This is a genomic window from Lysinibacillus sp. NPDC093688, assembly GCF_050280145.1.
Lineage (GTDB): Bacteria > Bacillota > Bacilli > Bacillales_A > Planococcaceae > Lysinibacillus > Lysinibacillus xylanilyticus_B.
Genome location: NZ_JBNNUX010000038.1, coordinates 24221 through 40065, shown reverse-complemented (window position 1 = coordinate 40065; position 15845 = coordinate 24221). Strand labels below are relative to the sequence as shown.

Sequence of the window (15845 nt, the reverse complement as noted above, 5' to 3'; positions counted from 1 at the left end):
TCGCCCTTGAACTTGATGATTATGTTCATTGGTTCAATAACATTCGAATTCACGGAACACTAGGCTATTTAACACCAGTGGAATTCAAGCAACAGTCCTTATAATTTTTGTCCAGTTTAGTGTTGACATACCATGCATAACATAGCAGAGTTTGAGTTGGTAGAGGAACAAACTAGATTGATTGTTACCGCAGGCGGTACGATAAGGTCTATACCGAGGTCAATTTTGAGTTGGCATACAACAACAACCGTAGCAAGCTTCTAGAAGAATTTGCCGAGCCTGTGAGCGTAGATAGTTGAGCAGGGAAATTATTTCACACAGGCTATCTGATTGGTGCTACAAAGCCATGTGTGGAGCTACAGGAGTGATTGAGAAAGCATAACAAAAGGACTTGCAGATATGAAGATTAAACATAATGTAAGTCCTATCTTGATGGCTATGTCAAAATTGCATCATTGATTTAAATATCATCTTTATATTTTTTTACAATAGAGATAGTTAATCGAATAGCATAATAAACTCCATAAATCATAGCTAATAATATAAAGAAAATTATTATTTGACCTATCCATGCTCCCATCATTTGTCCCACCTTAGTGTTAAAGTCTTAAATTACTGCGCTTTTCTATAATAACTGAATAACGTTGTTTGGTATATTGTAACATATTTCCAAATGTTGGTGCTAGATGAAGTGTGAGCTTATATAGCAAGTTATTATGAGATTGAGGTAGCACATCATTAAGCTGATGTGCATTGTTAAGTCCCTCAGGTAGGTTCTCGGAGCAAATACACCTTCCTCAAAGGAAGGGCGTCACAGTTGAGCATGGCGTAATGAAGTGCTGTGCTAATAGAGTGTTTGCTACAAGCCCTATGAACAACGATAGCAACCGTAGCACCTCTTTGAAGCCGTCTACAGAGCCTGTGAGCTTTGATAGTGAAGCAGGGGAAACATTTACACAGGTTGTCTGATTGGTGCTACAGAGCTATGTGTGGAGCTACAGGAGGGATTGTGAAAGCATAACAAAAGGACTTGCATACATGATGATTAATCATACACGCAAGTCCTATCTTAATTAAACTTTAGTACCCATTCCTTCAATAAGTCATTTATTCCTTATGAACTTTTACATAAACACTTCCAAATAGTCTATCTCCAATATAAGCATCTAACTTCCACATTCCACTTTTAGGGAGCATCATATGTGTTGGATTGTGATTATCTGCACCATTATTAGGGCTAAGAAAAGAATTTTCTCCTTTTGGTACAATTATTATTTCTTCATTACTGTTTTCATGAGTTCCTAAAACTTCAAAGTCACCAATCAACTCATCTTCTTTTCCCCAAAAATGCCACATGTACTTTTGGACTTTATCAGGATAAAATCTAACAACTTCGGAATCATCGTAGATAAAACCTAAGCGTCCTTCTTCACCAATCATTTTGTAACCGCCCGATTCAAAAAGTGGACTTTCTTTCCAATTGTTTTGAATAACTTCTTCTTTTAATGGCTCTTCGTCATTACAGCCTGTTATTACTAGAGATATAATTGTTATAAAGATTAAAAATAAAGACTTTTTGAACATTAATACAACCCCCATCTTTTTTTGTTAACTCACTCACACTTAAAATATCATTTAATCAACTAGTGGATAGAAGGGAATCTCTCTGAAATAAACTTAATATACGTATAAATTAATTGAACTAGAAGAAGTAGTTATTACTTTGTATTATTTCTTCTACAAGAATCTTTGAAGTCCATCCTTTAACTAACCTATGTTGTTGGTTTTGTGATTGAATAATCTGACTATTTATATTGTAACATATTTACAAAAATATAGTTGTTGATGCGTGTAGCACTAACAAGAAAGATTGACTGTTACCGCAGGCGATACGATAGTGTTTAAATCTTTACAAACCTAATCAATCGCTAATGTCAGGGGAATCACACTATAAACCTGTATTAGTTGCTCCATTGAATAGATAGATAAAATTGTAGCGGAACATAAGGGTAAATGTGACATCATCTAAAGCGTGTGAGTGGATACACATATTTCATAGAGGAACTAAAGTCTTTGCGACAGTGGATATGATAGTGGAAAGTGGTGTCTCAACTTAAAAGTATTGACACCGAAAGTATGATGCTGTAATATCATGGTATCGAATGGTGTCGTAATTAAGTGTCATAAGTAAACGTGAAAAGAGGAACTGAAATGACTGTATATGGATATGCACGAGTATCAACAGAAGGACAAGACCTAGAAGCACAGATTCAAATGCTAGAGCAAAATGGTGCTAGTATCATCTACAAAGAAAAGTTCACAGGTACTAAAACAGATAGACCGCAGTTTAATGAACTTTTAAGCGTGTTAAAGGAAGGCGATACGCTTATGGTAACAAAATTAGACCGTTTTGCTCGTTCTGCTTCACAAGGTAGTGAATTAGTAAAAGAGTTGATAGCAGAAGGTGTAAAAGTACATATTTTGAACATTGGTCTTTTGGATAATACACCTGCTTCAAAACTAATCAAAAATATTTTCTTTGCTTTTGCAGAGTTCGAGCGTGACATGATTGTAGAGCGCACACAAGAGGGCAAAGCGATTGCCAAGCAGAATCCCGATTATCGTGAAGGTCGTAAGCCTACATACACAAAGGCGCAATTAGAACATGCTTTAAGTATGCTTAGTGAACATTCGTACAACCAAGTGTCAAAAAAGACAGGTATCAGTAAAAGTACACTGATTAGAGCCATGAATAAGCGCAAAGCACAGGAAGTTGCACAGGATAACCAATAATTGTTCTTAGGGAGCATAGTAGATGAAGAGTAGATATAGCATTGATTTATAAGAGTTTTGAAAGCTTCATGACTATTCATAAATAGCAGGTAAAAGGATTCTTTTATTTTGAATGGTCGTGAAGTGAATCAGAGCCATACATGAGGTCACAGGGGCTTCACAGAATGTTCCTAAAGGTCGAGGTGACACATTGATCAGTGAAGGTCAAAAGCGTGTCAGGTGGACGTTGTAGCGCTACATGGCATGAGTGATAGAGGGGGTACTTTTCCGATATTGAGGTAGTGTATCTTCCTATATAAAGGTGACCTGTATCAACCACACGAATTGAGGTTATGAATGATACGAGAGCAACCTTGTGAAGTTGAAATACATAGAAATCAACAAGTTGAATAACGATACCCCAATCGAGTTTCTTCTATATAATAGCTTACCAATAGCTTACCATTTTTCACACACCCATAAAAAAATGTTTCCCGTTATATCCAACTATGGTAATGTATAGTTCTATTATATAATTCAGGAGTGGTAGTTTTGGAAGAGAAAGAAATAGTTCAGAAATCATTAGAAGAACGATTCGATGAGCAGAATCAGAAAAAACAATCAAAAGCACCCTATACACTTTTTAGTGTCATAGGTTTTATTGGAGCTATTGTATCAGTTGGTATGGGCTTCTATAAGATGTTTGTATATGAAAGTGAAGATGATAGTTATTTTAGTAGTGAATCGGTTAACGCTTATGTCGGCGGTGATGCTTATAACTATATTATCAATGCATCATACGCAACAGGTTATTTTGTTCTTGCTTTAGTGTGTATGGTATTTGCTTGTACAATGTTAATATTAAATAATATTAATAAACACAAGTGAGGTATTAACTTATAATGAAAAGAACTACAATATATTTAATGTTATTGGTAATGGTTTTAATTATTAGTGCTTGTAGTAGTAATAGCAATAATCCCGAAAATGTAAAAGAAGAAGTTTGGAATGATAGTATTCAATATACACTTCTAATGAAAGATTCGCTAAATAATAATGAGTTTTTAGAGGGGTTTAATGAATCTATTAACGCTTTTATTGAAAAGTATGATAAAAATTCGACTATAGAAGAGAAAGAAATACTAGATAATTTAAAAGAATTACAAAAAATATATTTAACTACTAAAGTAATTGGGATATCAACAGGTTCACCAAACACTGAAAAATTTGATGAACAATATCAAGTGATGGAAGAAATTCTTGGTGCTACTAATTTAGAAATTAAGAATTATGATAAAGAAAAAATGGCGAAAAAACTTGCTGAATATAAAGAATAATAAACTCTAAGAGTATCGTATTTATTTACGATTCTCTTTTTTATTGCCTTCCTTTTCCATCTCATTTATAATCGAAACAAGAAGGTAAAAACTTAGTTCTAATTTAGTTTTTTTCGTTTATTTCGTAGAACCCATGATATTAGTGATTTCAGAGACAATAGTTAAAGTCTATTTTTTGGTAGCTACCCAGGTACAATCCGTGGTGACTATGCTACAACTGTTTCTCACAACATCATTCACGGTTCTGACTCACTTGCTTCTGCTGAGCGTGAAATCGGCTTATTCTTCGGTGAATTAGTTTAATTTCTTTCAGCGTTTATCACCGACCTAGTGAGATAACAATTATGCCGAGGCATAATTAAATTTGCAAATAGATTAAGCAATCTCAATTTACTTTGAGATTGCTTTTTTTATTGCTCTGAAAGGAGTGCGGTTAGTTTTTATAAATAGAACCCTAGATAGCCTATAAAAATAGTGGATGAAATTTTCTAGATACATATAGAATTGTTAAATACTTCTTGGTCATGTAAAATAAAAGATATAATATTCTGATAATTAAGGCTTGTGAATAGCTTAATCATCAAGAATATATTTCGTAGCATCTAAATACATTGGATGATAGGAAATGAGAGAATCGACAGTGCAAAGGGGTTTTTTTATGAGAGAAGTGGTAATAGTATCAGCTGTTCGTACAGCAGTTGGCAGAAGTAAAGGGGCATTAAGCAACGTTCGAGCAGATGACTTAGCGGCAGATATACTGCAAGAAGTGGTACAACGAGCAGGTATTAATAAGGATCAGGTGGAGGATGTTATTTTTGGCTGTGTGACGCAAACTGCTGAACAGGGAGCAAATATAGCCCGTACTGCGCTATTAATGGCAGGTTTTCCGGAGAGTGTCCCAGGTGTGACAATTGATCGTCAATGTGGCTCAAGTCAGCAGGCTGTTCATTTCGCTGCACAGGCTATTTTAGCAGGCGATATGGACATTGTTATTGCTGGTGGGGTAGAAAGCATGACGAGGGTGTCAATGGGTTCTAACATGAAGGGTACCCACGCGGGTAAACGATTACAAGACAACTATACAATTATTCATCAAGGGGTATCAGCCGAAAAAATAGCGGAAAAATGGAATTTGTCAAAGGAACGGCTTAATAACTTTGCTTACGATAGTCATAGACGAGCATTAGGTGCAATTGAGGCTGGCCATTTTAATAAGGAAATACTGCCTGTACAAGTTACGCAAGAAGACGGCTCAATGACAACGTTTTCTGTTGATGAGGGGCCTCGGGCAGAAACGACAGTTGATATATTAAATGGACTAAAAACCATTTTCCAAGAAGATGGTGTGATAACAGCCGGTAATGCAAGTCAAATGAGTGATGGTGCCTCAGCTGTAGTTATTATGTCTTTAGAAAAGGCGCAGGAGCTTGGTATCCGACCACTTGCTAAAATTGTTACAAGAGTTGTTGTTGGCTCAGATCCGACGTTAATGCTAACTGGTCCAATTGAGGCAACTAGACAAGCGCTAGAACGTTCAGGTCTTACGATAGAGGAAATTGATACGTATGAAGTGAATGAAGCCTTTGCACCAGTACCACTTGTTTGGTTGCGTGAAATTGGAGCAGATCCCAATAAATTAAATCCGGATGGAGGAGCAATTGCATTAGGGCATCCATTAGGAGCGACGGGTACAAAACTGTTAACAACGATGCTGTACAGAATGGAACGAGAAAGTTTAAGATATGGTTTACTTGCAATTTGTGAAGGTATGGGGATGGCGAACGCTACTATCATTGAAAAAATGTAAAGGGGGTTGTGTTTGATGAATGAAGTAATAGCAGTTGTAACAGGAGGAGCTTCTGGTTTAGGAGAGGCGACTGTTCGAAGAATTGTTGCTGAGGGTGGCAAAGCCGTCATTTTTGATCTTAATGACGAGCGAGGACACGCACTAGTAGAGAAGCTAGGGGAAAATGTCCAATATGCACGCGTTGATGTTACCAAAGAAGCTGATGTAGCGGCAGGGCTTGAACAAGCAGTAGCAACATTTGGGTCCATTAATGTCACAGTGAATTGTGCTGGAATTGCTGACGCAAGTAAAGTACTTTCAAAGCGTGGTGTACATGCTCTTGGTTTATTTGAAAAGGTGATTTCTGTCAATTTAATTGGTACTTTCAATGTGATTCGACTAGCAGCCGAGAAGATGCAACATAATGAGCCAAACGAGGAAGGTCAGCGTGGCGTTATTATTAATACTGCATCTGTGGCAGCGTTTGATGGGCAAATAGGACAAGCAGCATATAGCGCGTCAAAGGGTGGTGTGGCAGCGATGACGTTGCCGATTGCTCGAGAGCTTGCTGAAATTGGTGTACGTGTCATGACGATTGCTCCAGGATTAATAGAAACACCAATGTTTGCGTCGTTACCAGAGACAGCAAGAACAGCACTTGCCCAAATGACGCCGTTCCCTAAACGACTTGGGAAACCATCAGAATATGCGCTATTGGTCGAAAGTATTATCCAAAATGGTTTATTAAATGGTGAAGTCATCCGCTTGGACGGTGCGATTCGTTTGCAGCCAAAGTAACGGTAACTCGAAGGTGCTCGCCTCAAACTAAATAAGCTAGACTGTTCACAGAGCAAAGAGAATTAGCAAAGGCTCCTGTGATTACGCATTTGTGAAGCTCTGAAGTGAAAAGGTACTTGTCTGCGGTTAGCGAGCGAAAAAATTTACTTGTTTTATATGGTTCATCACCAAAAGTTGTGGATGACTTTTGTTAAAACGTCTACTATGCAAATAAGTTGATTGGAGTGGAGGCTGGGTGACTCCTTGGGGATTAGCGATAGGGGAACGAAGGCTAAAACCATCACATCCTGTGATAACGCCTTCGTGACCAACATCGTGTTGGCCCGAGACCCTGGAGCGAGCACCGCGAGTGAGGCGGCTCATCGGACGCCCCCAGGAAAGCGTCCAGCCGGAACGGAAATCAACCACACGTTTTGGTTGTGATCCTGTTATATGTAATTATTGGTAGCTGCAGAAGCCTTGGACGATTCAAAAATTATATAAACAAAGGGGAGCGTTATTATGCATATGATGGATACACCTTTATTATTAACAAGTTTTTTGGATCGAGCAGAACGATTTTTCCATGCGAAAAAAATATATTCGCGGACAAGCCCTACAACCATTCACGAGTTTACTTATAAAGAATATGTAAAACGAACTCGTAAACTAGCAGATGCCCTTACAAAGTTGGGAATGGAGAGAGGTATGAAGGTAGGTACCTTCGCTTGGAATCACCATCGCCATTTAGAAGCATATTTTGCAGTCCCATGTGCAGGAGCTGTGTTGCATATGATTAATATTCGATTAGCGCCTGAGCATATTGCTTATGTTATTAATCATGCAGAAGATGAAATATTACTAATTGATGATAACTTAGTTCCACTTATTGCACCAATTGCCTCGCAGCTTAAAACAGTCAAGCATTTTATCGTAATGGGGGATGCGCTCGTGCTAGAAAACTTCCCATTACCGAATGCTCTGTCCTATGAGGCATTACTCGAAGAGGCGAATGATGATTTTAAATTCCCAGATGATTTAGATGAAAATACACCGGCTGGCATGTGCTATACAAGTGCAACTACAGGAATGCCAAAGGGCGTAGTGTATACTCATCGTAGTATTGTCCTCCATACTATGGCAGCGGGATTCTCCGATAGTATTGCAATAGGCGAGGCTGATGTTTTACTTCCTGTTGTACCCATGTTCCATGCCAATGCGTGGGGATTTCCGTTTGCTGGTGTATTATTTGGTGCTACACAGGTGCTTCCAGGGCCGATGTTTACACCGCAGTTACTACTTGATTTATTTGAAACATATAAGGTAACGTTGACTGCAGGAGTACCTACGATTTGGCTTGGGGTATTACAGGAGCAACGCAAAAATCCTCGTGATTTGTCTTCAATACGGTTGATTGTCTGTGGTGGTTCAGCATCGCCACTCGGTCTAGTTCGTGGTTTTGAGGAGGAGCTTAACATTCCTTACATGACGGGCTACGGTATGACCGAGACATCTCCACTTGTTAGCGTATCGACGTATTTAACACATATGCAAGATTATGCGATCGGTGAAAAAATGGATGTTCGTATTACGCAGGGAATAACAGTGCCGCTTATTGAAACACGCGTAGTCAATGAAAACGGTGAAGTCCCTTGGGATGGCAAAACAATGGGCGAATTGACAATTAGAGGCCCGTGGATTGCTGCAGAGTATTATAACGATGAACGAACAAAGGAAGCCTTTAAAGATGGCTGGCTCTACACTGGTGACATTGCTGTAATGACAGTAGATGGTTATATTAAAATTACAGATCGTACGAAAGATTTAATTAAAAGCGGTGGAGAATGGATTTCTTCAGTAGAGCTTGAAAATGCTTTGATGTCACATCCTAAAGTGTTGGAGGCTGCTGTTATAGCGATTCCTCACGAAAAATGGATAGAACGACCTCTAGCATGTGTTGTACCGAAGCTTGAATGTAAGGATTCCATTACGAAATCAGAACTGCTAGAAGATTTACGATCGCAATTCCATAAAACATGGATTCCTGATGATATTGTATTTTTAAATGAGATACCTAAAACTTCTGTAGGGAAATTCATGAAGGTAAAATTGCGAGAAGATTTAAAGGATTATCGAGTAGAGGTTTAAGTGACTAAAGCTTGAAGGTGGTAACTAACTGCCTTCATTTTTTGCGTGAAAAACTGGACTCTGTGGGACCCTTTCCATGAATGTGGTCTGAATCCCACCTTCGCTCCATATACTTTTTTCTTACAAACAATACTTTTTAATCAAGAATAGATTTTAGTATGGACTTAAATTTTGGCTCATCGCTAAAAGTTAGGAATAATATTTGTTAAAACGTATGCCATGTTATAAGTTGATCTTCGTTACGACTGGGCGACTCCTTGGGGATCAGCAATAGAGGAACGAAGGCTAAAAGCATCACATCCTGTGATAAAGCCTTCGTGACCAACATCGTGTTGGCCCGAGACCCTGCAGCGAAGCGAAGCGGCTCATCGGACGCCCCCAGGAAAGCGCCCAGTCGGAACGGAAATCAACCTTTCGTTATGGTAATGATGGAATGTGCAGTCAAGTGCATATTTTGGTGAAATACCAAAAATATCAATAAGAATATTTTAGCTAATTTAATGGAAGAATGAAAAGAAAAGTGAAACTATTTTTTTCATTTTACCGTATAATCATTAATGAGAGGATGTGGACGTATTGTCAATTGCAATAGTTGCTATTATTGGTGGAGTAGTTATTAGTTTAGCGGGGATTTTTACTGATGCCCATACAAGAAAGCAAAAAATTAGATTAAAGGCTATTGAGAAAGAAACGGAGTTAGAAAAGCTTCGATTAGAAACGTATACGATGGAAACAGAAAAATTACGTCTAGAATTAGAGCAATCCAAAGTGTTGTTATTAGAGGAAAAACAAAACTCAACTAAGTAACCTGGATTACATGTGAAAGACTATTTCAGAAATGGCACTTTTCCGCTATAATGGAAATACGACGCTAGAGGGGAAGAAGACCATATGTCTGATTATGAACAGTTTATAGCAGGTATAAAGCGCAAAACAGGAATAGATTTAGCGCTATATAAAGAAGCGCAAATGAAAAGACGATTAACATCTCTGTATGAGAAAAAGGGACATCGTAATTTTGTGGACTTTCTAAAGGTACTTGAACAAGATCGGGACTTAATGAATGAGTTTTTAGATCGCATGACCATTAATGTTTCCGAATTTTATCGCAATGGGAAGCGTTGGGAAGTGTTGCAGAAAAAAATATTTCCGAAATTACTGCAATCTAATAAGCGTTTAAAAATTTGGAGTGCTGCTTGTTCAACGGGTGAAGAACCGTATTCTTTAGTCATGGTATTATCTCAATTAGTGCCATTATCTCAAATTCAAATCATTGCTACTGATCTAGATGAAAATGTCATTCAAAAGGCGAAATTAGGTGTGTATCCAGAGCGCTCATTAGCAGAAGTGCCGAGTGATATTAAAGCCAAGTATTTTGAGCAAGAAGGTTCCTTTTATAGGGTCAAGGATGAGATTAAACGTTGTGTGACGTTTAAGAAACATAATTTACTTAATGATCATTATGATGCTAATTATGATTTAATTGTGTGTCGCAATGTGATGATTTATTTTACTGAAGAAGCGAAAGATCAGATTTATACGAATTTTAGTAAAGCGTTGCGTCAGGATGGGGTTTTATTTGTTGGATCTACAGAGCAAATTTTTAACCCATCTCGTTATGATTTTGAAGTCGAGGATACATTCTTCTATAGACGAAAATAGTTAATAATACGAGAAAAGCATTCGTACAATAGACAATATGAATGTCGTGTACATATTTTAAAGGCTTTAGACATAGATGACTCGTACGCTTTTCGCTTGGTATAAGCAAAAGCGTATTTTTTATTAGTTATCTCGCATCAACGGGCGGTAAGACACCAACATCAAAATTTAGCGAACGCAAAATAAGTAGGAGATTAACTGCCAGTAAAAGCTTGAGTAGTGAAGACTAATGATTAGTGAAAGTGAAGAAAATATCTTTTTTTTAAGTGAATCGTTCAGAATATTCGAATTTAACGAGGTGCTCTAAATTAACTTTAAAGGTACTTTTAAAAATAATTGAAGTCGCTGGAGCAATTCGGAGTTTACAAATAATTAAAACGAGTCTTGAAAGACATTTGCAAAAGGACTGTTTTTTTAGAGAATATATGTTATAGTGAAAAATACATACTTTAGCGAGTTGAAGGGAGAAAGTGTTTATGCGTTACTTAACAGCGGGAGAGTCACATGGCCCCCAATTAACAACAATTATTGAGGGCTTACCGACGCTCTTATCAATTACAGCAGAAAAAATTAACCACGATTTAAAACGTCGTCAAGGAGGACATGGGCGAGGTCGCCGTATGCAAATCGAAACGGATACAGTGGACATCGTTGCTGGTGTTCGTCATGGACAAACACTTGGTTCTCCCGTAGCGCTCGTAGTCACAAATGATGATTGGAAGCACTGGACAAAAATTATGGGAGCAGAACCATTAGCGGAAGATGTGAATCCTGAAGATATTAAACGCCAAATTTCACGCCCTCGTCCAGGACATGCAGATTTAGTAGGAGGCATGAAATACGGACACCGTGATTTACGTAATGTGTTAGAACGTTCTTCAGCGCGTGAGACAACTGTTCGTGTAGCTGTAGGTTCTGTTGCAAAAGCGTTATTAAATGAATTAGGCATTTCCATAGTGGCGCATGTAACAGAAATCGTTGGTATTAAGGCAGACACTTCCTTAGTGGAAGGGAAATCAGTAAATGAAATTCGTGCCATTGTTGAAGAGGATCCTTGCTATTGCGTTGACCCCGAGGCTTCTGCAAAAATGGTGGCAGCTATTGATGAAGCGAAAAAAGCAGGTGACTCCATTGGTGGTGTTGTTGAAGTTATTGTAGAAGGAATGCCAGCTGGTGTTGGTTCATATGTTCATTATGACCGTAAGCTAGATTCGAAATTAGCAGCTGCCATGTTATCTATCAATGCATTTAAAGGTGTGGAATTTGGAATCGGATTTGAAATGGCACGACGTAAAGGCTCTGAAGTACATGATGAAATTATTTGGTCAGAGGAAGAAGGTTATACACGTGCAACAAATCGACTTGGTGGTTTAGAAGGTGGAATGTCTACTGGAATGCCAATAGTCGTACGTGGTGTAATGAAACCAATTCCTACATTATATAAACCGTTGCAAAGTGTTGATATTGAAACGAAAGAGCCATTTAAAGCTAGTGTAGAACGCTCTGATAGCTGTGCAGTACCAGCAGCATCAGTTGTTGCTGAGCATGTTATTGCCTGGGAAATAGCGAATGCGATAGTAGAACAATTCCATAGTGATCAATTACCTCAACTAAAAGCTCAAATCGACGAACACCGTCGTTATACAAAGGGGTTCTAATTTATGCGAGTACCAGTAGCGACGAAATCACATCAATATGAGGTTGTCATTGGTCATAATTTTTTGGCAGAAGCAGTAAAAGAATTTGATGATAAGCTTCAAAAAGCCGATAAACTCATTGTTTTTACAGATGCTAATGTGTGGGCAGCGCAAGGAGATTATTTCAAAGCTAATTTCCCTTATCATTTTGAGGTTTTTGTCTTACCAAGTGGTGAGGCATGTAAAACCTTTGAACAATATTATGCAGCCCAAACATTTTTACTTGAACAAAAGTGCTCACGTAAATCATTTGTTTTTGCATTTGGTGGGGGTGCTGTAGGTGATTTAACAGGCTTTGTTGCAGCCACTTATATGCGTGGAGTGCCATTTATTCAAATCCCAACGACGATTTTAGCACATGACTCAGCAGTAGGCGGTAAGACAGCAATTAACCATCCACTAGGTAAGAATATGATTGGTGCGTTTTATCAACCTGAGGGAGTCATTTACGATACTATATTTATCGAAAGCTTACCGGAGCGTGAAGTACGTTCAGGAACAGCAGAAGTGATCAAACATGCGATGATTTCTAATGCAGCGTGGTTAGAGGAATTAATGGCTGTAGAGACAGTTATTCATTTCAGCACAGAAGAATTAGCGAAGCAACTTAGAAAAGGAATTGAAGTAAAAGCGCAAATAGTAGCAGAGGACGAAACCGAGCAATCCGTGCGAAAATTTTTAAACTTAGGTCATACTTATGGTCATGCTATTGAAGCGGCCGCTGGTTATGGAAAAGTAGCGCATGGCGAGGCTGTAATGATTGGACTCGTGTATTGTTTATTATTAAGTGAAAGATACGGTGAATTAGACCGCAACTTTACTACAGCATTTTTGCAATTTGCAGTAAAGAATGGTTATCCATTTGAATCTGTGAAAATGTATTCTTTTAATCAGTTAACAGAGTATTTAATGAAAGATAAAAAAGCGGAGTATGGTATTTTACAATTTGTATTGTTGGATAAAATTGGTAAACCATTCGTGCAACCAATTGATTTAGCAGAGTGCAGAGAAGTAGACACCGAATTCCGACAGCTATTAGCGGAGGTGATTGTATGATTCGTGGACTTAGAGGAGCAATTACAATTGAATCTGACAAGCCAGAGCTTGTATGGGATGAGACAGCAAGATTAGTGCGTGAAGTAGTAACAGCAAATAATGTGGAAGTAGATGATATTGCTTCCATAATAATATCCACAACGCCAGATATTACGTCAGCCTTTCCGGCACGTGCTGTACGGTTAATGGACGGATGGCAATATGTACCTGTCATGTGTACGCATGAAATGGACGTGCCGAACGCATTGCCACTTTGCATTCGTGTATTAATACATGCGAATGTGGAAGTAGCACAAAAGGATGTAAAACACTTGTATCTCAATGATGCAGTGAAATTAAGACCAGATTTAGCCCAAGCTAAATAAATAGAGGAGATGTTTGAGATGAAATGGAAACAACAATTGGACGGTATGCAAGCATATAAGCCAGGTAAACCAATTGAAGAAGTACAACGTGAATATGGCTTACAAGAAGTCGTAAAATTAGCATCTAATGAAAACCCATTTGGGTGCTCACCTAAGATAACTGCTTATTTACAAAATAATTCGGTAAATCATGCTATTTATCCAGACGGCTATGCGCAAAATTTACGTACGGCTGTTGCGCATCATCTAGATGTCAAAGAAACACAGCTTCTTTTTGGTAACGGCTCCGACGATATCATTGCCATCATTACTCGTGCATTGTTGTATCCAGGCGTAAACACAGTGATGGCAGACCCATCCTTCTCTCAATACTGGCACAATGCTGCAATCGAAGGCGCAGAGGTACGCAAAGTTCCTTGTATAGAAGGTGCACATGATCTAGATGCAATGGTAGCGGCAATTGATAATAACACATCAATCGTTTGGGTTTGTAGTCCAAATAATCCAACAGGTGTTGTGATACCTGATGTTGAATTGCGTGCATTTTTAGCTAAAGTGCCAAGTGATGTGCTAGTAGTATTAGATGAAGCCTATATCGAATACGTAACGCATCCTGGTCACAAAGATACTCTTCCTTTAATTAACGAGTTTCCAAATGTACTATTAATGCGTACATTTTCAAAAGCATATGGTCTAGCTTCTTTCCGAGTGGGTTATGCAATTGGGCAACCCGACGTAATTGCTAAGCTTGATCCAGTAAGAGCGCCATTTAACAATACCATTTTAAGTCAAGCAGTCGCGACAATCGCTTTAAGTGATCAAGAATATATAAAAGCTTGCCGTGAAGCAAATGAAAATGGTAAAAAGCAATATATTGAATTTTGTGAAAAAAATAATTTACAATACTTCCCTTCTGATACGAACTTTATTTTCTTTAATACGAATGCTGATAGTGATGTTGTTTTCAATGAGCTAATGAAACGAGGCTTTATAATCCGTAGTGGAAATGCGTTAGGATTGCCTGGGTTTATCCGTGTGACAATCGGAACAGAGGCTCAAAATGAAGCGTTGTTAGGTCACCTTGAAAATGTCCTTAAAGAGCTAGGAGTTTTTGCATGACGACACGTAAAGTGCTCGTTATTGGGCTAGGCCTAATTGGAGGCTCAATTGCCTTAGCATTACAAAAGGCACCAGAAACAAAGATTATTGGCTATGATATGGATGAGAAAACACGTGATCATGCGAAAACGTTAAATATTGTTCATGATATTGTGACAGATCCAAAAGAAGTGGCGTCCGACGTAGATGTTATTATTTTTGGAACTCCGGTTAACGCAACACTTGACTGGATGGAACAATTAAAAACATGGCCGTTAAAAAATAAAGTAATCGTAACAGATACAGGAAGTACAAAAAAGATGATTATGCAAAAGGCTGGGGAATTGCGTGAGTTAGGCATTACCTTTATTGGAGGACATCCAATGGCAGGCTCACATAAAAGCGGTGTTTTAGCTGCAAAGGCTCACCTTTTTGAAAATGCGTACTATATGCTAACACCGCTTGCCGGTGAAGAAATTATCCATATGGCACAGCTTGAAAGTCTATTAAAATTTACACATGCAAAGGTTGTTAGTGTATCTGCTCGTGAGCATGATCATATGACAGCTGTAGTTAGTCACTTCCCGCATGTCGTTGCTGCTTCTCTTGTGCACCAGTTGGGCGGAGAAAATGGGGAGTATCCGATGACCCGTTCTCTTGCTGCAGGGGGCTTCCGTGATGTAACGCGTATTGCGTCATCCAATCCGATTTTATGGCGAGATATTACATTACAAAATCGAGATGAGCTTATTGCACAGCTAGAAGGCTGGGAAAAGGAAATGAGTCGTGTTAAGGAGCTACTTTTAAATGGTGGCTCGGAGGACATTGAAAAATACTTTGCGATTGCCAAAGAGCTAAGGGATGAATTACCGATAAGTGCAGGAGCAATGTTCACATCATTTGACTTATATGTTGATGTTCCTGACTATCCGGGGGTTATTTCTGAGGTGACAGGCTTACTTGCAGACGAAGCGATTAGTATTACGAATTTACGTATTTTAGAGGCACGTGAAGACGTGTTCGGTATTCTAGTTATTAGCTTACAAAGCGAAAGTGATCGTGAACGTGCAGCAGCGTGTATACAAAAGCGTGCTAATTATGAAACATATATTTCGTAGGCAAAATGCTTACTTAAAAGAAAGCGTCG

The 15845-nt window shown here is 38.5% G+C and carries 16 protein-coding genes and 1 pseudogene; 15 read left to right on the top strand and 2 right to left on the bottom strand.

The features are described 5' to 3' along the window. The coding region (locus tag ACQKN2_RS21165) for an IS3 family transposase (RefSeq protein WP_427416704.1) at window positions 1–104 on the top strand (104 nt) is incomplete at its 5' end. A gap of 356 nt (window positions 105–460) precedes the next feature. On the opposite strand, the gene ACQKN2_RS21160 is transcribed toward ACQKN2_RS21165, so the two are convergent. Together ACQKN2_RS21160 and ACQKN2_RS21155 are read right to left on the bottom strand one after the other, a co-directional pair. Next, the gene (locus ACQKN2_RS21160; protein ID WP_427416702.1) at window positions 461–583 is read right to left on the bottom strand and encodes a hypothetical protein; all 123 of its coding nucleotides are present in this window, start codon (window positions 581–583) and stop codon (window positions 461–463) included. Window positions 584–1107: 524 nt separating this feature from the next. Continuing rightward, window positions 1108–1584 carry a hypothetical protein gene (locus ACQKN2_RS21155; RefSeq protein WP_427416701.1) on the bottom strand — a complete coding sequence of 159 codons (477 nt, stop codon included), beginning with the start codon at window positions 1582–1584 and terminating at the stop codon, window positions 1108–1110. Window positions 1585–2211: 627 nt separating this feature from the next. On the opposite strand from ACQKN2_RS21155, the gene ACQKN2_RS21150 reads away from it, so the two are divergent. The 14 genes and pseudogenes from ACQKN2_RS21150 (at window position 2212) to ACQKN2_RS21085 (ending at window position 15816) form a co-directional block, all read left to right on the top strand. After that, the gene (locus ACQKN2_RS21150) at window positions 2212–2793 is read left to right on the top strand and encodes a recombinase family protein (RefSeq protein ID WP_427416700.1); all 582 of its coding nucleotides are present in this window, start codon (window positions 2212–2214) and stop codon (window positions 2791–2793) included. 531 nt (window positions 2794–3324) lie between these two features. After that, window positions 3325–3660, top strand: coding sequence for a hypothetical protein (locus ACQKN2_RS21145; protein ID WP_427416699.1), 336 nt, complete (start codon window positions 3325–3327; stop codon window positions 3658–3660). 14 nt (window positions 3661–3674) lie between these two features. Next, window positions 3675–4109: a hypothetical protein gene (locus tag ACQKN2_RS21140; RefSeq protein ID WP_427416698.1), complete on the top strand. Its 435-nt coding sequence runs from the start codon at window positions 3675–3677 to the stop codon at window positions 4107–4109. A gap of 180 nt (window positions 4110–4289) precedes the next feature. Next, window positions 4290–4412 (top strand): annotated as a pseudogene (locus ACQKN2_RS21135) (nucleoside-diphosphate kinase); the annotation flags it as partial. Between the two features lie 355 nt (window positions 4413–4767). After that, window positions 4768–5916: a thiolase family protein gene (locus tag ACQKN2_RS21130; RefSeq protein ID WP_427416697.1), complete on the top strand. Its 1149-nt coding sequence runs from the start codon at window positions 4768–4770 to the stop codon at window positions 5914–5916. Between the two features lie 15 nt (window positions 5917–5931). Next, window positions 5932–6693 carry a 3-hydroxyacyl-CoA dehydrogenase gene (locus ACQKN2_RS21125; RefSeq protein WP_427416696.1) on the top strand — a complete coding sequence of 254 codons (762 nt, stop codon included), beginning with the start codon at window positions 5932–5934 and terminating at the stop codon, window positions 6691–6693. Between the two features lie 501 nt (window positions 6694–7194). Continuing rightward, entirely contained in the window at window positions 7195–8820 is a 1626-nt protein-coding gene (locus ACQKN2_RS21120) for a long-chain fatty acid--CoA ligase (RefSeq protein ID WP_427416695.1), read from the top strand. Window positions 8821–9396: 576 nt separating this feature from the next. Further along, window positions 9397–9627, top strand: a complete 231-nt coding sequence (locus ACQKN2_RS21115) for a hypothetical protein (RefSeq protein ID WP_427416694.1) — start codon at window positions 9397–9399, stop codon at window positions 9625–9627. 84 nt (window positions 9628–9711) lie between these two features. Then, window positions 9712–10482: a CheR family methyltransferase gene (locus ACQKN2_RS21110; RefSeq protein ID WP_427416693.1), complete on the top strand. Its 771-nt coding sequence runs from the start codon at window positions 9712–9714 to the stop codon at window positions 10480–10482. Between the two features lie 476 nt (window positions 10483–10958). Next, window positions 10959–12140 carry a chorismate synthase gene (gene aroC, locus ACQKN2_RS21105; protein WP_427416692.1) on the top strand — a complete coding sequence of 394 codons (1182 nt, stop codon included), beginning with the start codon at window positions 10959–10961 and terminating at the stop codon, window positions 12138–12140. Window positions 12141–12143: 3 nt separating this feature from the next. Next, a complete protein-coding gene (gene aroB / locus ACQKN2_RS21100; protein ID WP_427416691.1) occupies window positions 12144–13235 on the top strand; it encodes a 3-dehydroquinate synthase in 1092 nt (363 codons plus the stop codon). Further along, window positions 13232–13600, top strand: coding sequence for a chorismate mutase (aroH, locus tag ACQKN2_RS21095; protein ID WP_427416690.1), 369 nt, complete (start codon window positions 13232–13234; stop codon window positions 13598–13600). The genes aroB and aroH overlap by 4 nt, the downstream gene beginning before the upstream one ends. 18 nt (window positions 13601–13618) lie before the next feature. Continuing rightward, window positions 13619–14719 carry a histidinol-phosphate transaminase gene (gene hisC, locus ACQKN2_RS21090; RefSeq protein ID WP_427416689.1) on the top strand — a complete coding sequence of 367 codons (1101 nt, stop codon included), beginning with the start codon at window positions 13619–13621 and terminating at the stop codon, window positions 14717–14719. Continuing rightward, window positions 14716–15816, top strand: coding sequence for a prephenate dehydrogenase (locus ACQKN2_RS21085; RefSeq protein ID WP_427416688.1), 1101 nt, complete (start codon window positions 14716–14718; stop codon window positions 15814–15816). Before hisC ends, ACQKN2_RS21085 begins: the two co-directional genes overlap by 4 nt. The last annotated feature ends 29 nt before the right edge of the window (window positions 15817–15845 follow it).